The following is an 18,460-nucleotide window of genomic DNA, read 5'->3' as shown; positions in this document are numbered from 1 at the left end:
CCCGCCCGCCCACCGGGTGGGTCAGAGCGCGAGGCGGACGGCGGCGGTGAGGACGAGCTGGGCGAGGGCGGCCGGGACGAGGACGAGCCAGCAGAGGCGCTGGAGCTGGTCCTCGCGTAGCCGTGGGTAGGACACCCGCAGCCAGATGATCACGAAACTCACGGCCGCCACCTTGAGCAGGGTCCAGAGCCAACCGAGTTGCGCGTCGGCGAACGGGCCCTGCCACCCACCGAGGAAGAGCACGGTGGTGAGCGCGGCGATCACCACGATGCCGACGTACTCGGCCAGCAGCAGGAACGCGAAGCGCAGGCCCGTGTACTCCGTCAGATAGCCGAAGACCAGCTCCGAATCGGCCACCGGCATGTCGAACGGCGGCCGGCGGATCTCGGCCAGGCCGGCCAGGAAGAACACCACCATCGCCGGTGCCTGCCAGATCAGCCACCACGGTTGCCATGCCTCGACGATGCCGGAGAGGCTCAGCGTGCCGGCGGCCATCGCCACCGACGCGGCGGCCAGCACCAGCGGCAGTTCGTAGCCGAGCAACTGGGCGGCACCCCGGATCCCGCCGAGCAGGCTGTACTTGTTGGCCGAGGCCCAGGCCGACATGAGCACCGCCAGCACGCCCACACCGACCACCGCGAGCACGAAGAACAGGCCGACGTCCAGCGGCTGCCCCACCAGGTCGTTCGGGCCGAGCGGGATGACCAGCAGGGCCAGCAGGTACGGCACCAGCGCCACTGCCGGCGCCAGCCGGAACACCGGCCGGTCCGCCGCCCGGGGCGTCAGGTCCTCCTTCTGCACGAACTTCACACCGTCGGCGATCAGCTGCGCCCAGCCGTGGAACCCGCCCGCGTACATCGGCCCGAGCCGGCCCTGCATGTGCGCCATCACCTTGTGCTCGGCCTGCCCCACCAGCAGTGGCAGTACGAGGAACGCAGCCAGCACACCACCAATGCGGATCACCAGTTCCAACCAGAGCGGCATCAGGCCGGGCCCCCCTCGCCGTGCTCGGCACCGGGTGCGTGCGGCGCCCGCGTCCCCGGTGCCGGGCGAGCAGGGCGCTCCCGGCCGGGACGGGCCGGTGTGCCGCCGCGCGGACCCTCGCCGACACCGCCGGCTCCGGCCGGTGTCGGCGTGGTGCCCCACTGCCCCGGTGCGGGTACGCCCGGCGGCCGGATCGGCCGCCGCCCGCCACCGGCCTCCGACTCGCCCGGTTCCTTCGCCCCCGGCCAGGGCTTGGCCACCCGCGAGGCGAGCACGAACTCCTTACGCAGCGGATGCCCCTCGAACTCCGGCGGCAGCAGCAACGGCCGCAGGTTGTCATGACCGGCGAAGTCGACGCCGAACATCTCGTGGGTCTCCCGCTCGTGCCAGGAGGCGCCCGGGTAGACCTCCACCACGGAGTCGACCGTCGGTGTCTCGCGCGGCACCCGGGCGCGCAGCAGCACTCCGTGCCGCATCGTGGTGGACCACAGGTGGGTCACCACGTCGAAGCCCTCGGCCAGCTCGTCGACCGCGGAAAGCCAGTCGAAGTAGTCGCAGGCCAGCTCGGCATCGTCCCGGGCGGCCAGCAGCGCCGCCCGCCAGGCGTGCACGGGTACGTCGACGGTTGCCCGGGAATGCGCCTGACCGCCGGAGACCGTCGCGGTGGCCTCGACGGGTGCGAGCAGCGTGACGAGCCGCTGGCCGACCTCTTCCGGTGTCATGCCGCTGATCCTATTGGCGTCGGCGGCCGAGCGCGTCGGCCCGGTGCACGCGGCTGGGTGACTCCGGCACGCTTCGACGGTGGCGACCGCCGGTGGCCACCAGACTCGACCCGTGCGCGCTGTGACTGTCATCCCCGGAGTGCCCGGCTCGTTGCGGCTGCTCGACGACTACCCGGAACCGGCCAGCGAGGAGGGGCCGATCCTGGTGGAGGCCGTCTCGGTGGGCGTCTGCGGAACCGACATCGAGATCATCGAGGGGCAGTACGGCGAGGCGCCGCCCGGGGCCGACCACCTCGTTCTCGGGCACGAGTCGCTGGGCCGGGTACTCGAAGACTCGACCGGCACACTGCAACCTGGCGACCTGGTGGCCGGGATCGTCCGGCATCCGGATCCGCTGCCCTGCCCGAACTGCGCGGTCGACGAGTGGGACATGTGCCGCAACGGCATGTTCACCGAGCACGGCATCAAGGCCCTGCCGGGCTTCGCCCGCCAGCGGTGGCGGTTGCAGCCCCGCTTCGCGGTCGGTCTCGCTCCGGCGCTGGCCGAGGTGGGCATGCTGCTCGAACCGACAAGTGTGGTGGCCAAGGCGTGGGACCACATCGACCGGATCGGCCGGCGGACGGAGTGGCAGCCGCGCCACGCGTTGATCACCGGCGCCGGGCCGATCGGCCTGCTCGCCGCTCTCCTGGCCAGCCAGCGAGGTCTCTCCGTGCACGTGCTGGACCTGGCCACCGAGGGTCCGAAGCCGGCGTTGGCCGGTGCGCTCGGCGCGACGTACCACTCGGGGCCGCTCCACCAGCTCGACTTGGAGCCGGACGTGATCATTGAGTGCACCGGCGCGCCGGCGGTTGTCCTGGAGGCGATGTGCAAGGTCGGTCCCACCGGGATCGTCTGCCTGGCCGGCGTGTCCAGCGGCGGCCGGATCATCGACTTCGACGCGGGAGCGCTCAACCGGACCCTCGTCCTGGAAAACAACGTCGTCTTCGGTTCCGTGAACGCCAACCGGCGGCACTGGGACTTCGCCGCCGAGGCGTTGTCGAAGGCAGACCCGGACTGGCTCGGTTCGCTGATCACCCGCCGGGTGCCGCTGTCGGAGTACGCCGTCGCCTACTCTCCCGGACCGCAGGACATCAAGGTCGTCCTCGACTTCACCGCCTGACCTTGCCGGCCGCACCGGGTCGGACCAGGGATTTCAGATGCTGGGCAGCCGGCCGTTACGGAACAGGTCCACGAAGAGCTGGTGATCCTGCCGGGCGCGTGCCCCGTAGGCGTGGGCGAAGTCGACCAGATGCGCCACGAACCCTTCGGCGTCGGCGTCCACTGCGGCGACGACGGCGTCCTCGGTGGAGTAGTCGACCAGGTCGTGGCTGGACTCGTCGTCGGCCACCGAGTGCATCCGGGCGACCGCGTGACCCAGGTCCGCCAGCACCCCGGCCAACTCCTCGGGCTCGTTGACATCCGCCCAGTCCAGGTCGGCCGCGTAGGGCGAGACCTCGGCGACGAGCTGGCCGACGTCGTCCAGCTCGGTGAAGCCCACCCAGGGATCGGCGTGCGCCTGCAGGGCCCGCTGCGACTCGGCGGTGCGGTGCCCCTGGTGCCGGAAGTAGCCACGGACCCGCTCGTCGTCCACGTACCGGGCCACCGCCGGCCGCTGCGCCTGCTTCATGTAGACGACGACGTCGTTCTCCAGTGCCTGGGTGTGTCCCTCCAACAGCAGGGTGTACGACGGCAACCCGGCCGAACCGATTCCCACGCCCTTGCGCTGCACCACGTCCTTGATCTGCGCCGAACCCGGCCGGTACTGGGCCGTCCTCGAAGCCGGCAACGTGTCCAGGTACGCCTCGAACGCCGCGCAGACCCGCGCCCGGGTGTCGCCGTCGATCTCGTACACGCCGTCGCCGAGGGAGAAGCGGCGCTCGTAATTGTCGATCGTGGTCTGGCCGCGGAGCAGGTCGATCCGGGTGTTGAGCCGCGCCTGCTGGAGCACCCGGCGCAGCACACCGTCCGCGTTGTCCAGGGTGATCGAGCCGATCGCGTCGTCGCCACCCGCGACAATGGCCCGCAACTCGGTCAGATAGGAGCTGGCGAAAACGGCCACCAGATCGCTGATCGCCCGGTCGGAGAGCGCCTTGGTATAGCCGATCAGCGCCACGCTGGCGACGAACCGCCGCAGGTCCCAGGTGAACGGCCCGACATACGCCTCGTCGAAGTCGTTCACGTTGAAGACGAGCTGGCCGGAGCCGTTCATGTAGGTGCCGAAGTTCTCGGCGTGCAGGTCACCGTGGATCCACACCCGGCTGGTCTGTCCGTCGAGGAACCGGTCGTCTGCGAAGTCGCCGCGCTGGTCGGCGTAGAAGAGGCTGGCACTGCCCCGGTAGAAGGCGAACGGGGAGGCGGCCATCTTGCGGAACTTGCGCCGGAAGGCGGCCGGGTCGAGCGCCATCTGGGTGCCGAACTCCTCGGTCAGCACCTTGACGATGAAGGCAGAACGCTGCTCCGCGATGTCGGTCATGGACCGTACGCTAGCGAAGACCCACCACTGCGGCGGCGACCGGGCGATTCGCCCGCCGACCAGCCAGCGCCAGCACCTGCCCCGTCAGGGATTCGGTGGGCGTACCGGCGGCGCGGTAAGGGAGGCGGCCGAGCGCACTGGTGCGCCGTCGGTAGGCGGGGCGTCGGTAGGCGGGGCGTCGGTAGGCGGGGCGAGCAGGTCGGGGCGGGGCACCCCGCCGATGCCGGACTGCTCGGCGGCGATCTTCTCCTGTAGGCGGAGGATGCCGTGCAGCAGCGCCTCGGGCCGGGGCGGGCAGCCGGGCACGTAGACGTCGACCGGGATGAGCTGGTCGACGCCCTTGGTCACCGAGTACGAGTCCCAGTACGGGCCGCCGCAGTTGGAGCACGCGCCGAACGAGATGACGTACTTCGGCTCGGGCATCTGGTCGTAGAGCCGCTTGATCGCTGGGGCCATCTTGTCGGTGACCGTGCCGGAGACCACCATCAGGTCCGCCTGCCGGGGCCCGTGGGCGAACGGGATCACCCCGAGCCGCATGAAGTCGTGGCGGGACATGCTGGTCGCGATGAACTCGATGGCGCAGCAGGCCAGGCCGAAGTTGAAGACCCAGAGCGAGTAACGCCGGCCCCAGTTGAGCACGAACCGGATCGGCTCGCCGAGCACCGCAGGCAGCTGCACCACCGCTCCCCCTCCCGTCTCCGACAGTCAACCACAGCCGCCCGGCACCCCCGGCACCGGTGAAAGGCTCAGTAGGCCGGGCGTTGCAGCAGGCTGACGAATTCGACAAGCAGCCGCTCCCGCACCGCCGGAGGCGCCGCGTCCAGCAGGGTGTTCACCGGGGCCATCCGGTCGGGTAGCCCACCGCCGGCCCCCAGGCCCAGGCCGGCGGCGACCGCGGCGACCAGGTCCACGGTGAGTAGTTCCGGGGTGAGCGAATAGGCCAGGGCGAGCAGTTCCGGCGGCAACGCGACCGGACCGGCCGCGCGGGCGGCGGCGACCGCGTCTCTCAGGTCGGGGCCGAACTCGGCCGCCCGGGGCGCCACGGCGGCGGTGACGGTCAGGTGCACGCTACGCGGCAGCCCGGCGTACGTGAGCTGGGGCTGGGTGTGCCAGCCGCGTGCGGCCAGCTCGTCGACCAGCACGAACAGGTCGGGACCGGAGTCCGTTGTGGTGCAGCAGAGCACGGTGGACTCCGGCTCGGCGACCAGTCGCAGCCCGTCCACGCCGCGTACCGCCTCGGCCAGTTCCCGCACCGCCTCCCGGGTCCGCCGGGTCAGCTCCAGGTACCCGTCGTCGCCGAGGTGCCGCAGGGTCGCGTACGCGGCGGCGATCGGCCCACCGGAGCGGGTGGAGGAGATCACCGGGTTGATCATCGTGTACCCGGGCCAGTCGGCGTACGCGAAGTACTGCGGGGCACGCAGTGCCGGATCCCGGTGCAGCAGCACCGACACGCCCTTCGGCGCGTACGCGTACTTGTGCAGGTCGACGGAGATCGAGGTGACCCCGGGCACGGTGAGGTCGAACGCCGGCACTGGCGCGCCGAGGCGACGCAGGTACGGCAGGGTCCAGCCGCCGAAGCAGGCGTCCACGTGGCAGCGCACCCCGGCCGCGGCAGCCACCTCGGCGATCTGCTCGATCGGGTCGACGACGCCGTGCGCGTACGAGGGTGCGGAGCAGACCACCAGCACCGTGTCGGGCCCGACGGCGGCGGCCACGTCGGCGACCGCCGGCCGCAGGGTCGCCGGGTCGAGGGGCACGGTGTCCAGTTCCACCCGCAGGTAGTGGGCCGCCTTGGCGAACGCGGCGTGGGCGCTGGCGGGCACCACGATCCGGGGTGCCGCGAGGTCCGGGCGGGCGTCCCGGGCGGCCTTCACGGCCAGGATGAGTGACTCGGTGCCACCGCTGGTGACGCTGCCGACCACGTCCGGAGCGCTCGTGCCGGGCCCGCCGCCGAGCAGCCGTGAAGCCGCTCCGACCAGCGCGTTCTCCATGGCGAGCAGGGACGGAAAGGCCGTCGGGTCGAGGCCGTTGACGTGGGCGCTCTCCGCGTACGCGGCGGCGGCGAGCTCGTCCAGCCCCGGCACGGCGGGGTCGTAGACGTAGGCGAACAGCCGCCCGCCGTGGGTGGGCCGGTCCATCGCCCGCAACTGCCTGATCTCCGCCAGCACCTGTTCCGCCGGCACGCCGTGCTTGGGCAGCGCCGAACCACTCTTGTCGATCATGGAATTGCGGTGTCCTTCGCGGGTAGTTGGCCGATTTCAGCTTCTACCGCAACTCCACCATCGGCGGGAGGTGTGGTGGGTATGAGGGCGGCCAGCCGGGTGGGGGTGAGGTCGTAGGGGCGCAGCAGGAGGGCTGCCAGGGAGATCAACAGGGCGGGTAGCACGGTGAAACCGAGCAGGACGCCGAGGCGGGCCGAGTCGGACTGGGGCGCGGCGGTCCCGCTCGACGATGAGACGTAGCCGGAGACGGCGAGCACCAGGCCGTAGATTCCGGGGCCCAGGGCCAGGCCGAAGGTCTCGCCGGCGGTCCACAGCCCGGTGAAGACGCCGGCCTGCCGACGGCCGGTGCGCGCGGTGTCGTACGCGATGCAGTCCGCAAGCATGGCGAGCGCGAACACCTGCTGCCCGGCGTAGCCGACGCCGATCAGCCCGACCAGCAGGTAGACCATGGCGGCGGGCAGGACCGGCGCGGCGACCAGGGCCAGTCCGGGGAGTGACAGGATCAGCGACGCCGCCACCAGCGCGGCGAGTTTGCCCAACCGGGCACCCACCCGGGACCAGAGCGGCATCACCACCAGCGCCGGGCCGACGAAGCAGACGAACAGGACGGTCGGGCCGGTCAGCGAGTCACCCAGCACGTGGTCGGCGAAGTACTGCACGCCGGCGAGGATCGTGGCCACCCCGGCGGACTGCACCACGAAACACAGCAGCAGCGCCCGGAAGGGCCGGTTACGGCCGGCGACGGCGAGTTGGGCACGCAGGCTGGGCTCGTTCTCCCCCACCGTGCCGTGTGGTGCCGACCGGGTCCCGAGGAACGCACCCACCGCGCCCACCGCGATCAGCGCGGCCACGAAGACGCCCATCCAGCGGTGCCCGGGGACGCCCCCACCGGCTGCGTCGCGCACCAGGGGCGCCACCGCGCCGGCCACCAGGATGGCCAGCGCCAGAACCGCGATCCGCCAGGTCATCATCCGGGTACGTTCGGCGTAGTCGCTGGTCAGCTCGGCCGGCATCGCCACGTACGGCACCTGGAAGAAGGCGAACGCGGTCGCGGTGGCCAGGAAGGCGACGGCGACGTACGTCCCGGCGGCGGGACCGGCGCCGAACGGCGCGGCGAAGATCGAGCCGAAGAGCACGGCCAGCGCCAGCCCACCGAAGAGCAGGTAGGGCCGGCGGGCTCCCCAGCGCGACCGGGTGCGGTCGGATATTCGCCCGGCCACCGGGTTGACCAGCACGTCCCACGCTTTTGGCAGCAGCACCAGCAGGGCCGCCACCCCGGCGGCCACGCCGAGCGTGTCGGTGAGGTACGGCAGCAACAGCAGGCCCGGCACGGTGCCGAACGCGCCGGTGGCCAGCGAGCCGAGCGCGTAGCCGGCGTGCACTCCGCGCGGCAGGCCGGTGGAGGGTGGTGAACCTGATCCACCGGGCGGCGCGTTCATGGCGCCGAATATTACTCACGTCATGCCATCGGTCACATCCCCTCTCCGGGCCACCAACTGCCCGCCCGCATGTCCACCCGGCCGTGACGCACCGGCGTGTTCTCGGCGAGCCACCGCACCCGGGCCTGCGCCGCGATCCGGGGCGGCATGCCACCGGTGGCGTTGACCACCCGATGCCAGGGGACACCACCACCGTGCCGGGCCATGATCGAGCCCACCAGCCGGGCCGACGCCCGGCCGGACCGCTCGGCGAGCGCGTCGGCCACCGCCCCGTACGACATCACCCGGCCGGGCGGTATCCGGTCGACGAACTCCAGCACCGCCTCGACGTACTCGTCAGGTGTCACAAGCGGCCAGACTATGGGAACGGCGGCCGGCCCTGCGGCCACGACAGCGCAGAATGGGCGGGTGCGCGACGCAGTCACGACGGCCCGACGGGTCGTTGTCAAGATCGGATCATCCTCGTTGACCACCGCCACCGGCGGGCTCGACGACGGGCAGGTCGACACGCTGGTCGACGCCCTCGGCACCCGAACGGCCGACGGACGCGAAGTGGTGCTGGTCTCCTCCGGCGCGATCGCCGCCGGCCTCGCCCCGCTCGGGCTTCCCCGGCGACCGCGCGACCTGGCCACCCAGCAGGCCGCCGCCAGCGTCGGCCAGGGCCTGCTGATCGGGCGGTACGCGGCGGCCTTCGCCCGGCACGGCCGCACCGTCGGGCAGGTGCTACTGACCGTCGACGACGTCACCCGGCGGGCGCACTACCGCAACGCGTACCGCACCCTGCGTAAGCTGCTCGACCTGCGGGCGGTGCCGATCGTCAACGAGAACGACACGGTCGCCACCGAGGAGATCCGGTTCGGCGACAACGACCGACTCGCCGCACTGGTGGCCGCACTGGTCGACGCCGACCTGCTGGTGCTCCTCTCCGACGTCGACGCGCTCTGGACCGGCCACCCGTCGCGCCCGGGTTCCCGCCGCATCCCCGAGGTACGCGACGAAGCGGACCTGGCCGGTGTCGAGATCGGCGGCGCCGGCCGTGCGGGAGTCGGCACCGGCGGCATGGTGACCAAGGTCGAGGCGGCGCGGATCGCCACTGGATTCGGCATCCCGGTGGTGCTCACCTCCGCCGGCAAGGCCGTGGCGGCGCTGGCCGGCGAGCCGGTCGGCACCTTCTTCCACCCCAGCCTCCGGCGGCCCGCCGCCCGGCTGTTCTGGCTCGCCCACGCCACGTCACCCCGTGGGCGGCTGCACCTCGACCCCGGCGCGGTCGCCGCGGTGGTGGGCCGACGCAAGTCACTGCTGCCGGCGGGGATCACGGCCGTGGACGGCGCGTTCACCGCCGGCGACCCGGTCGACCTGGTCGACACCTCGGGCGCGCCGGTCGCCCGGGGTCTGGTGAACTATGACGCGCTCGAACTGCCCGGCCTGCTCGGACGCTCCACCACCGACCTGGCCGCGGCGCTCGGCCCGGCATACGAACGAGAGGTCGTTCACCGCGACGACCTGGTGCTGCTGTAAGCAGGGGCCCAGGTCGACGCCTCGTGTATCAGAGGGCCCCGCCTAACCCGAAGTGAATGGAGCATGGGATGAGCGTGATCGAGCAGGCCCGCCGGGCCCGTACGGCGGCGGAGGCGCTGGCGGTGACGCTGCGTACCGCCAAGGACGCAGCGCTGCACGTGATGGCCGACGCGCTCGTGACGCGTACGGCGGAGATCCTGAGCGCCAACGAGGCGGACCTGACGGCCGGGCGCGAGGCCGGGCTGAGCACGGCCGTGCTGGACCGGCTAGCCCTCGACGAAGGCCGGGTCGCCGGCATCGCGCGAGCACTGCGCGAAATGGCCGCGCTGCCCGACCCGGTGGGTGAGGTGGTGCGCGGCTCGACCCTGCCCAACGGGCTGGAGCTACGGCAGATCCGGGTTCCGTTCGGCGTGGTCGGTGTCATCTACGAAGGGCGACCCAACGTGACCGTGGACGCCGCCGGGATCTGCCTGAAGGCCGGCAACGCGGTGCTGCTGCGCGGATCCTCCTCGGCCGCGCACTCCAACGCGGCGCTGGTGGCCGTGCTGCGGGACGCGATCGACGGCGCCGGCCTGCCGGCGGACGCGGTGCAACTGGTCGACGCCAGCTCCCGCGACTCGGTCAAGGAACTGATGCGGGCCCGCGGCCTGGTGGACGTGCTGATCCCCCGCGGCGGAGCAGGGCTGATCCGGACCGTGGTCGAGGAGTCGACCGTTCCGGTGATCGAGACCGGGGTGGGCAACTGCCACGTCTACGTGGACGCCGCCGCCGACCTGTCGATGGCCGTGGCGGTCACGCTCAACGCCAAGACCCAACGGCTCTCCACCTGCTGCACCGCCGAGTCGCTGCTGGTACACGCGGCGGTAGCCGACAAGTTCCTGCCGGCGGTACTGAGCGCCTTCGCCGAAGCCGGAGTCACCGTGCACGGCGACGCCCGGACGGCCGCGTACTCCGACGCGGTGGTCCCGGCTACCGACGAGGACTTCGCCACCGAGTACCTGTCCGCGGACATCTCAGTCGCCGTCGTCGACTCGCTCGACACGGCGGTCGGCCACATCCGACGGTACGGCAGCGGCCACACCGAAGCGATCGTCTCCGACTCACAGTCGGCCGCCCGGGAGTTCGTGGCTCGGGTCGACTCGGCGGCCGTGATGGTCAACGCCTCGACCCGGTTCACCGACGGCGGCGAGTTCGGCTTCGGCGCCGAGATCGGCATCTCGACCCAGAAACTGCACGCCCGCGGACCGATGGGCCTACCCGAGCTGACCAGCACCAAGTACGTCGTCACCGGCACCGGACACCTCCGCTGACCGGCCGCCCACCAGGTCGGGAGGGGTCAGCGGAAGGCGCGGATCACGGCGAGGGTGGCGTGTACGTCGAACTGGTGGCCGTCGTCGCTGGTCCACCCGCCGTCGCTGCGTTGCGTGACGGACAGCCGGCGGCGCGCCGCCACCAACGTCCACTCGGTCTCGTCGACGCCGACCCGGCGCAGCGTCGAGGCGAGCCAGGCGGCGTCGGCCGGTGACGCCTGCGGTATCCGCTCGGCGAGCACCGCCTTGATCTGCGCCGACTCGTAGAACATCTGCTGCCGGTGCAGGACCGCCGCGCTCAGCCATCCGGCGGCCAGGAACGAGGGCCAACTGCCGTCGCGGTGCAACTGGGCGGCGAGCGCCTGGCCGGCGGCCTGCACCACACCGGCGTAAGCCCCGCCGACCCGGTGGTCGAGCGGCCCGGCGGCCCGGGCGTCCAGGCCGGCCACGGTGAGCCAGAAGGCGGCGTTGGCGGTCAGGTAGAACCGGGCCTCCGGGTCACCAGGGCGGGCCCACTCGGGGGCGGTGTCCGCGAGCGCCGGGTCCTCCTCCCAGCAGCCGTCGCGCTGCTGGCCGGCGGCGAGCCAGTCCAGCGCCCGGCGGGCGGACTGACGGCCCAGCGCCCCGAGATCGGCCAGCTCGGACAGGCGGAAGCAGGTCGCGTCGACCGACGCGACCTCCTCGCCCCAGGACGCCGGCCAGCCGCCACCAAGCGTCTGGCCGACCTCGGCGCTGTCGAGCACCTCCGGCGGCGGCGGCGTGCCGGCGCGCAACCACGACAGGCGGGCACGCTCCACCACATCACCGTGAGCCATCACGAATCCGATCGCGGCGTCGATATCGACCACGGCGGTCACGGTACCGGCGCAGAGGTGATCCCGCCTCAGTAGTACGGGCAGGTGGGACCGGCCGACGGCCGAGTGGGAGAAGGGGCCCCTGCTCCACCACAGGCGTGCAGAAGGGGCCCTTGCTCACAACTCAGTAGGCGGGGAGGGACGGGTCGATCTGCTTGATCCAGGAGAGCACCCCGCCCTGCACGTGCACGGCGTCGCGGAAGCCGGCGGCCTTCAGCGCGGCGAGCGCCTCGGCGGACCGGACGCCGGACTTGCAGTGCAGCACGATCTGCCTGTCCTGCGGGAGCTTCGACAGGGCCTCGCCGGTGAGGATCTCGCCCTTGGGGATCAGCGTGGAGCCGGGAATGCGGACGATCTCGTACTCGGCGGGCTCCCGCACGTCGACGAGGAAGACGTCCTTGCCGGCGTCCTGCCACTCCTTCAACTCGGCGGCGGTGATGGTGGCGTCGACCACCGCCTCCTGGGCCTCCACCGACACCGCGCCGCAGAAGTCCTCGTAGTCCTCCAGCAGATCGGTGAGGGTCGCGTTCTCACCGCAGAGCACGCAGCTCGGGTCCTTGCGCACCTTGATCTTGCGGTAGCTCATCTCCAGGGCGTCGTAGACCATCAGCCGCCCGACCAGCGGCTCACCGATGCCGGCGAGCAGCTTGATCGCCTCGTTGACCTGGATGGACCCGATCGAGGCGCAGAGCACGCCGAGGACACCGCCCTCCGCGCAGGAGGGAACCATGCCCGGCGGCGGGGGCTCCGGGTACAGGCAGCGGTAGCAGGGACCGTGCTCGGCCCAGAACACCGATGCCTGGCCGTCGAACCGGTAGATGGAACCCCAGACGTACGGCTTGCCGAGCAGTACCGCCGCGTCGTTGACCATGTACCGGGTGGCGAAGTTGTCCGTGCCGTCGACGATCAGGTCGTACCCGGCGAAGATCTCGCGGACGTTCTCCCGGTCAAGTGCGGTGTTATGGATCTCCACGTTGACCAGCGGGTTGATCTCACGGATCGTCGCCGCGGCAGACTCGGCCTTGGGCCGTCCCACGTCGGAGACGCCGTGGATGATCTGGCGCTGGAGGTTGGACTCGTCAACGGTGTCGAAGTCGATGATGCCGAGGGTGCCGACCCCGGCTGCCGCCAGGTACATGAGCGCCGGGGAACCGAGCCCACCGGCGCCGACACAGAGCACCCGGGCGTTCTTCAACCGCTTCTGCCCGGTCACCCCGACATCGGGGATGATCAGGTGACGCGAGTAGCGGCGGATCTCGTCAACGGTGAGCTCGGCGGCGGGTTCGACGAGCGGGGGCAACGACACGGAGGACTCCCCGGGATCGATGGGCGGACGACGACGCCATTGTCGCTCGCCCGAGCACCCATCGACCATGAGCAGGGACACGTCGCCCGCGATGCGGGAGCGGGAATAGCCGGCCGCCCGGGGTCAGTCGACGAGGCCGCCGGCGTGGCGGCGACCGTCGAGGACGGGCCACGCGTTCGGTACGCAGCCGTCCAGCCCGTACGTCTGCTGCTGCATCACCGGCGCCGGTCGCCCCGGTGCGGGGCACGCCTCGTGGCCCTCACCGAACTCGTGACCGACCTCGTGGTTGATCACGTATGCCCGGTAGACCTCGATCGGCGCCCCGTAGTCCGGCACCGCCTCCAGCCAGCGGGCCAGGTTGATGATCACCTTGCCCGGCAGCCGGCAAGAGGTGTAGCCCTCCGTGCTCAGCCCACCGTCGGCGCACATGGTCTCCGAGGTGAGTGGGGTGGCCAGGTAGATGGTGAAGTCCGCGTCCAGCGCCTCGGTGATCCGCTGGACGCGCAGCCCGCCGGAGCCGATCCAGCTGCGTGGATCGCCCAGCACCGCGTCGACGTCGGCGGCGAAGGCAGCCGGATCCTGACCGGTGTCCTGCTCGACGGCCACCCGGTAGCGGTACACCGGCCCGTTGTCACCCCTGACCCCGGTGCCGCCGCCGGCCACCGCGAAGCTGCCGGCACCCGCCGTCGGGTACCGGCTCGGTCCGGTCTGCTCGTCGGCCCCGGCGCCGTACGCGATCCGGTGGCGACCGCCCGCCTCCGGACCGGCCGCCCGGTCCCCGGCGCGGACCAGCAGCACCGAGGTGGTGATCGCGAGCGCCAGCACCACCCCGAGGGTCACGGCGAGCCGACGCTGCCGTCGAGCGGTTGGCCGGTAGGTGAATGGTCGGCCGGGCGGATGGCCCGGACGTCCGGTGCCGCGGCGGAGGGGTGGATACGACATAAAGGTATGGTTGCATCCAATTCCCGCTCATCAGCGCATTACTTACAAGCGTGACGAGTCGGCCCGGGCAGCGCCATCGCGCCTGTCCACCGGAAGACGGCCTTGCCTCCGTCCCGTCCCCCGCTCAGAGCGGCGGACCGGCGTAGCGCCGACCGCCGAGATACGGCCAGGGATTCGCGACGCAACCCTTGAGGAACAGCGTCTGCTGCATCATCACCGGCGCCAGCTCACCCCGCCCCGGGCAGCGCTCGTGCCGGTTGCCCAACTGGTGCCCGACCTCGTGATTGATCACATAGGTGCGGTAGACCGAGAGCGGCACCCCGGCCTCGACGAAGTGCGGCACCGACAGTCGCCAACGGTCCACGTTGATGATCACTTTGTCCGGGGCCCGGCAGGACGTGTAGGGCTGCCCGCCAACCCGGATGTCGACACCCCCGGCGGCGCACATCCGGGCCGCCGTCCCGGCGGTGGCCAGGTAGACGGTGAAGTCGTGCCGGGAGCCGGCGGCCACCTGCCGCAACCGCAGCCGACCGCTGTCCACCCAGCTTCCCGGGCCCTCCAACGCAGCCCGTACCGCGAGGCCGAACTCGCCGACCTCCACCCCCGAGCCGGACTCCACCGCGACCCGGTAGCGCTGGACGGCGCCGGCCGTACCGGACACCGATCCGACCTGGTCGGCGAAGCCGAAGCGGCCCGGCCCGGCCGACGGGAGGGTGCCAGGCTCCTGCAACACCGGTGGCTCGGGTGACGGGGACGCCGACGACGACTCCGGGATCGGCGGGGGTGCCACCGCCAACGGGGACGCCGGCACGGTCACCCTGCCGGCAGACCCCGAAGGCGCATCGGTGCTTCCGGCCACCACGGCCACGGCGGCGCCGACCGCTGCCAGCAGCACGACCACCCGGGCAGGAGAACCCGGCCGACGCGACCGGGGCCGCTTCCCACTTTCGGCGGTCACCGCCGACGCCACCGGTCGGTCGCGATGATCCGACCTCCGCCCGCCGGCATGCCGACCGTCGGTTCGAGCCGAACAGTGACGGCTACCCGGGCTGCGCACCCGGTCATCCTGCCAGGTCTGCCCGACTGACGGACTCTCCCGTCTCGGTGAGCAGCCCCAGCACGGCCCGAGCCACCAGCCGGGGCACCTCCAGTTGCGCCACATGACCGACGTCGGCGAGCATCAGCAACCTGCTGTCCGGGATCACCCGGGCCGTCTGCGGTGCGACCCGCACGTCGATCATCCGGTCCTGCCGGCCCCCGACGACCAGTGTCGGTGCGCTCACCGTCCGGGCCAGCCGCCACAGCGATCCGGACCCCGGCAGGTAGGAGCGCAGGAAAGTGGAGACCAGCCCGCGGAAGGTCCGGACGTAGGCCGCGGCATAGTGCTCCGCGTGGTACCGGATCCGAATTTCCTCCAGTGCCTCCTGGCGGCGCTGGTCACAGATCCGGCTGAGGTCGGCCACGCACGCCTCTATCACCTGTTGGGCCATCACCTCCGGTGCCACCTGGGCGAGCCGCCAGGCAGCCAGCCGCTCGCCTCGGGGAATCGCCAGCAACGGCAGCATCCGGCCCTGCAACGACCGTCGGAAGTCGAGGAACGGCAGGGCCGGCGACACCAGCGTCAGGGTCCGGACCAGGTCCGGCCGGACAGCGGCCACCCGCACCGAGATCGCGCCGCCCAACGAGTTGCCGAACAAATGCACCGGGCCACGGTCCGAATGCTCGATCCAGCGGATCACCCGATCGGCGAAGACCGGCACGGTGTAACGCCGACCCGGCTCACTGCGACCGAAGCCGGGCAGGTCGATCGCCTGGCCGTCCAACCGGTCGGTGAGCAGACCGGCCAGGTCGGTCCAGTTCTGCGACGAGCCGCCCAGGCCGTGCACGTACAGCGCCGGCTCGGCGTCCGACCCGGTGCCCGGCGTGTCCCGGACGTAGGTGATCGCACCGTCGAGGCGTACCGCCCGGCCCGGCCAGGGCGGCGGGACCGAGTGGGCGGGCAGCAGGTCATCTGGCCTCAGGGCGGCTGGCTTCACCGTTCCAGTTTGCCTTGGACCGGCTCAGGCCAGCAGTGCCTCCAGCCGACGGTTGACCGCGGCCAGGGTGGCCCGCACCACCGCCTGCCGGGGATCCCCGGCCACCAGGGCGGACCCGGCCAACTGTTCGACCCACCCCTCGCAGACCAGCAGCACCACGACGGTGGCCACCTCGCAGTTACCGAAGGGCACCACGGCGGCGTGCTCCACGAAACACCGTCCGCGATCCGGTGTGGTGCCGCCCGCCCGCAGCAGTTCGTCGATCGCCGCCGCGGCCGCCACGCCGCAGAGCCGCAGCACATAGCCGTCGACAGCGGGCCCGGTGGCGAATCCGGCCGCGCTCTGTTCGCCGGTCATCAGTCGGACCTCGACGGTGGCATCGAGCCCGAACGTACTCACCTGGACGTGGTCGAGCACCACTCGGGGACCCGGCACACCACCGGTGTCCAGCGGTCGGGACGGCGCGGACTCGGTTGTGGTGAGCTGTCCGCCGGAGTAGGAGGAGCCGAGCGTCGCCGGGCTGCCCGGCGCGCCGGTTTCCTCCACGACGGCCCGGCCGCGGTGCGGGGCGGGCGTCTGCCGTCGCCGCCGTGAAGGCTCCGGTGCGGCCTCCGTCCGGTTCGGCGGAGATTCGGTCCGCGCACCGGCGGGCCGGGCGAACGGTCGGCGGGCTTCGGCGGCCGGGCGGCCCTCACCACTTTCGGCTGCGCGGGTCTCGGCGGCCCGACGGCGGGCCGGCGCGGCCGGCAGCCCGTGCGGCGCGGCGGCCAGCCCCATCCGGTCCTGCAGCAGGCGGGCGACCTGCCGGCTCACCTCTGCCGGGTCGGCGCCGTCGGAAAGTTCAAGGCGCAGACTGTGAGCACCGGCGGGGGTGCGGCGCAGGGCAGCATCGCGTACGCCATCGACCTCTCGGACGGCCGCGAGGATCGCGTTCACGTCGAAGCCCTCGGGCCGCTCCCGCAGCGGCGCCGGCTCGTCCTCACGGCGAAGATGGGTGGCGATTCGGGCGAGTTCCGGGGTTTCGGCGGGTGGCTCCACGGCTGGCGGCTCCGGCACGACGGGCACGTCCGGTTCGGCGGGGACGCGCTGCGGCAACACTGCCGACGTGCTGTCCGGCGACCGGCCGCCGGTCGGCTCCGCCGGCGGGACCGGATCGGGCGCTGACCGGCGTGCCGCGTAGGGGGCTGCGCTCGTCGGGGCGGGCGCGGAGGGAGTGCGTTCACGACGTTCGGAGTTACCGGGGAGCGCACCGGCCAGCGGTTCGGTCGACGTCGGCGCCGAGTTCGGATCGGGCCTGGCGGGCGCCGGGGAGGGCTCGCCGGGTGCCGGCTCGTCGAGGACCGGCCGGAGCCGGAACGGACGGTAGCCGGTCACCTCGGGGGCCGGCTCGGCCCCGGGGGCCGGCGATGCCAGGCGGGACTCCGGCGGCGTCTCACGCGGGCTCCACGAACCTGCCGGTGGGCTCGCCAGCCGGTCGCTGTCCGGCCGTTCGGCGACCGGCGGAGCACTCACCGGCGGAGCACTGACCGGCGGAGCACTCACCCGAGGTGGCGCGCTCACCGCTGGCGGGGAACCGGCCGGCGGATCATCGACCGGCGGCGGAGCGCTCACCGGGCGCAGCGCCCAGGGCAGGTTCTCATGGGTCGGCTGGCCAACTGAGCGGATACCCCAGGGCAGGCCCTCGTCGGCCGGTGCGGCACTGACCGGTGGCGCGACCCAGGTGGGACGCTCGCCGGGCGGCGGACCACCGGCCGGACGCGCCCACGACGGGCGTTCCCCCGCCGGCGGCGCACTGAGCGGCACGGACGTCGGCCACACCGGCCGGTCTGCCGGGTCGAACTCGGCCGGGGGCGGCACCGCGCCGGGCTCCGGTGCCGACCGGGACGGTTCGTACGGGAGAGGTCGGTCGACGCGGACCGCCTCGTACGGACGGGTCGGCTCGACGCGGACCGGCTCGTACGGTCGACTGGGCTCGCTGGCCCAGCTCTGGGACGACGACTCCCGCGCCGGCCGGGCCTCACCCTCGTCGCGGGCCCAGGAGGGGGCCCAGTCGTTCGGCGGGCCCGGCTGGGCCCAACTCGGCCGGTCCGCCTCGGTCGGCGGTCGCTCGGCGGCCGGCCAACCGGCTGTCCGGTCAGCGCCGGACCCCACCGACCAACCGGCAGGCTGTTCTGGGCCGGACCCGTCATCCCACCCACGCGGCTGTCCGCCGGCTTTCGGCTCCTGCCCGGCTCGCTCGGCCGTGGGCGCGTGCAGACCGGGCGGCATCTCGAAGCCGGAGGCGGTGGTGCCGACGGGCGGCACCCGCATCACGGGCGGCCCGGAGGTCGGCAGCCCAGGGGCCGGGGTGTCCGGCTGCTCAGCGGCCGGCACGGGGCGGGGCGCCGGCACGACGACCCGATCGCCACCCGGCTCCTGCGTGGGCCCGCGAAGGCCGGGTGGTGCGCTCACCGGGGTGTACCCGCCGCCCGACGAGTCATCCGTGAGGTGCGCCCCGTTGAGGTGGTTGCCGTTGATCCTGGGCGGCTGCCCGGGCGGCAGCTGGTCACCGGCCGGAGCGGGCAGATCGGCGTGACGTGACGAGGCGGCGGCCCAACCGGCGGAGGGCTCCGGCC

15 protein-coding genes and 1 pseudogene are annotated in these 18,460 nt (G+C 72.5%); 3 read left to right on the top strand and 13 right to left on the bottom strand.

The window, feature by feature from the left end:
- Positions 1 to 21 precede the first annotated feature (21 nt).
- Together ACFHWY_RS01705 and ACFHWY_RS01700 are read right to left on the bottom strand one after the other, a co-directional pair.
- Positions 22 to 984 carry a complex I subunit 1/NuoH family protein gene (locus ACFHWY_RS01705; protein WP_416578279.1) on the bottom strand — a complete coding sequence of 321 codons (963 nt, stop codon included), beginning with the start codon at positions 982 to 984 and terminating at the stop codon, positions 22 to 24.
- Positions 984 to 1,706, bottom strand: a complete 723-nt coding sequence (locus ACFHWY_RS01700) for an NADH-quinone oxidoreductase subunit C (RefSeq protein WP_416578278.1) — start codon at positions 1,704 to 1,706, stop codon at positions 984 to 986. Before ACFHWY_RS01700 ends, ACFHWY_RS01705 begins: the two co-directional genes overlap by 1 nt.
- Before the next feature lie 112 nt (positions 1,707 to 1,818).
- Here ACFHWY_RS01700 and ACFHWY_RS01695 point away from each other — a divergent pair, with 112 nt between their 5' ends.
- A complete protein-coding gene (locus tag ACFHWY_RS01695) occupies positions 1,819 to 2,865 on the top strand; it encodes a glucose 1-dehydrogenase (protein WP_416578277.1) in 1,047 nt (348 codons plus the stop codon).
- Positions 2,866 to 2,898: 33 nt separating this feature from the next.
- On the opposite strand, the gene ACFHWY_RS01690 is transcribed toward ACFHWY_RS01695, so the two are convergent.
- The 5 genes from ACFHWY_RS01690 to ACFHWY_RS01670 all read right to left on the bottom strand — a co-directional run bounded on the left by ACFHWY_RS01690 (position 2,899) and on the right by ACFHWY_RS01670 (position 8,226).
- Positions 2,899 to 4,218 carry a DUF2252 domain-containing protein gene (locus ACFHWY_RS01690; protein ID WP_416578276.1) on the bottom strand — a complete coding sequence of 440 codons (1,320 nt, stop codon included), beginning with the start codon at positions 4,216 to 4,218 and terminating at the stop codon, positions 2,899 to 2,901.
- Positions 4,219 to 4,302: 84 nt separating this feature from the next.
- The gene (locus ACFHWY_RS01685) at positions 4,303 to 4,896 is read right to left on the bottom strand and encodes an NADH-quinone oxidoreductase subunit B (protein ID WP_416578275.1); all 594 of its coding nucleotides are present in this window, start codon (positions 4,894 to 4,896) and stop codon (positions 4,303 to 4,305) included.
- Between the two features lie 68 nt (positions 4,897 to 4,964).
- Complete coding sequence (locus ACFHWY_RS01680; protein ID WP_416578274.1) at positions 4,965 to 6,440, bottom strand: pyridoxal phosphate-dependent decarboxylase family protein; 1,476 nt, start codon at positions 6,438 to 6,440, stop codon at positions 4,965 to 4,967.
- Positions 6,437 to 7,879 carry an MFS transporter gene (locus ACFHWY_RS01675; RefSeq protein ID WP_416578273.1) on the bottom strand — a complete coding sequence of 481 codons (1,443 nt, stop codon included), beginning with the start codon at positions 7,877 to 7,879 and terminating at the stop codon, positions 6,437 to 6,439. The genes ACFHWY_RS01680 and ACFHWY_RS01675 overlap by 4 nt, the downstream gene beginning before the upstream one ends.
- A gap of 32 nt (positions 7,880 to 7,911) precedes the next feature.
- The gene (locus ACFHWY_RS01670; protein ID WP_416578272.1) at positions 7,912 to 8,226 is read right to left on the bottom strand and encodes an MGMT family protein; all 315 of its coding nucleotides are present in this window, start codon (positions 8,224 to 8,226) and stop codon (positions 7,912 to 7,914) included.
- A gap of 13 nt (positions 8,227 to 8,239) precedes the next feature.
- On the opposite strand from ACFHWY_RS01670, the gene proB reads away from it, so the two are divergent.
- Positions 8,240 to 9,397 carry a glutamate 5-kinase gene (gene proB, locus ACFHWY_RS01665; RefSeq protein ID WP_416578271.1) on the top strand — a complete coding sequence of 386 codons (1,158 nt, stop codon included), beginning with the start codon at positions 8,240 to 8,242 and terminating at the stop codon, positions 9,395 to 9,397.
- A gap of 68 nt (positions 9,398 to 9,465) precedes the next feature.
- Positions 9,466 to 10,707: a glutamate-5-semialdehyde dehydrogenase gene (locus tag ACFHWY_RS01660; protein ID WP_416578270.1), complete on the top strand. Its 1,242-nt coding sequence runs from the start codon at positions 9,466 to 9,468 to the stop codon at positions 10,705 to 10,707.
- Between the two features lie 26 nt (positions 10,708 to 10,733).
- Here the strand turns inward: ACFHWY_RS01660 and ACFHWY_RS01655 are convergent, their stop codons facing one another.
- The 6 genes and pseudogenes from ACFHWY_RS01655 to ACFHWY_RS01630 form a co-directional block, all read right to left on the bottom strand.
- Positions 10,734 to 11,606, bottom strand: coding sequence for a squalene--hopene cyclase (locus ACFHWY_RS01655; RefSeq protein ID WP_416578656.1), 873 nt, complete (start codon positions 11,604 to 11,606; stop codon positions 10,734 to 10,736).
- A 79-nt stretch (positions 11,607 to 11,685) separates the two neighbouring features.
- Positions 11,686 to 12,936, bottom strand: coding sequence for an adenylyltransferase/sulfurtransferase MoeZ (gene moeZ / locus ACFHWY_RS01650; RefSeq protein WP_416578655.1), 1,251 nt, complete (start codon positions 12,934 to 12,936; stop codon positions 11,686 to 11,688).
- A 54-nt stretch (positions 12,937 to 12,990) separates the two neighbouring features.
- Positions 12,991 to 13,707 (bottom strand): DUF3152 domain-containing protein, encoded by a 717-nt coding sequence (locus ACFHWY_RS01645; protein ID WP_416578269.1) that lies wholly within the window; start codon positions 13,705 to 13,707, stop codon positions 12,991 to 12,993.
- A gap of 226 nt (positions 13,708 to 13,933) precedes the next feature.
- Positions 13,934 to 14,710: a DUF3152 domain-containing protein gene (locus ACFHWY_RS01640; RefSeq protein WP_416578268.1), complete on the bottom strand. Its 777-nt coding sequence runs from the start codon at positions 14,708 to 14,710 to the stop codon at positions 13,934 to 13,936.
- 160 nt (positions 14,711 to 14,870) lie between these two features.
- Positions 14,871 to 15,845, bottom strand: coding sequence for an alpha/beta fold hydrolase (locus ACFHWY_RS01635; RefSeq protein WP_416578267.1), 975 nt, complete (start codon positions 15,843 to 15,845; stop codon positions 14,871 to 14,873).
- Positions 15,846 to 15,869: 24 nt separating this feature from the next.
- A pseudogene (locus ACFHWY_RS01630) lies at positions 15,870 to 17,412 on the bottom strand (hypothetical protein); the annotation flags it as partial.
- Positions 17,413 to 18,460: the final 1,048 nt, after the last annotated feature.

It is taken from the genome of Micromonospora sp. LOL_024 (assembly GCF_048060415.1).
Taxonomy (GTDB): domain Bacteria; phylum Actinomycetota; class Actinomycetes; order Mycobacteriales; family Micromonosporaceae; genus Micromonospora.
This window is presented reverse-complemented; position numbering and strand designations above follow the sequence as displayed.

What these genes read in the sequence shown, in the direction of transcription:
- ACFHWY_RS01705 (WP_416578279.1), bottom strand. Translation starts at nt 984, where the DNA reads ATGCCGCTCTGGTTGGAACTGGTGATCCGCATTGGTGGTGTGCTGGCT.
- ACFHWY_RS01700 (WP_416578278.1), bottom strand. Translation starts at nt 1,706, where the DNA reads ATGACACCGGAAGAGGTCGGCCAGCGGCTCGTCACGCTGCTCGCACCC.
- ACFHWY_RS01690 (WP_416578276.1), bottom strand. Translation starts at nt 4,218, where the DNA reads ATGACCGACATCGCGGAGCAGCGTTCTGCCTTCATCGTCAAGGTGCTG.
- ACFHWY_RS01680 (WP_416578274.1), bottom strand. Translation starts at nt 6,440, where the DNA reads ATGATCGACAAGAGTGGTTCGGCGCTGCCCAAGCACGGCGTGCCGGCG.
- ACFHWY_RS01675 (WP_416578273.1), bottom strand. Translation starts at nt 7,879, where the DNA reads ATGAACGCGCCGCCCGGTGGATCAGGTTCACCACCCTCCACCGGCCTG.
- proB (WP_416578271.1), top strand. Translation starts at nt 8,240, where the DNA reads ATGGGAACGGCGGCCGGCCCTGCGGCCACGACAGCGCAGAATGGGCGG.
- ACFHWY_RS01660 (WP_416578270.1), top strand. Translation starts at nt 9,466, where the DNA reads ATGAGCGTGATCGAGCAGGCCCGCCGGGCCCGTACGGCGGCGGAGGCG.
- moeZ (WP_416578655.1), bottom strand. Translation starts at nt 12,936, where the DNA reads ATGGTCGATGGGTGCTCGGGCGAGCGACAATGGCGTCGTCGTCCGCCC.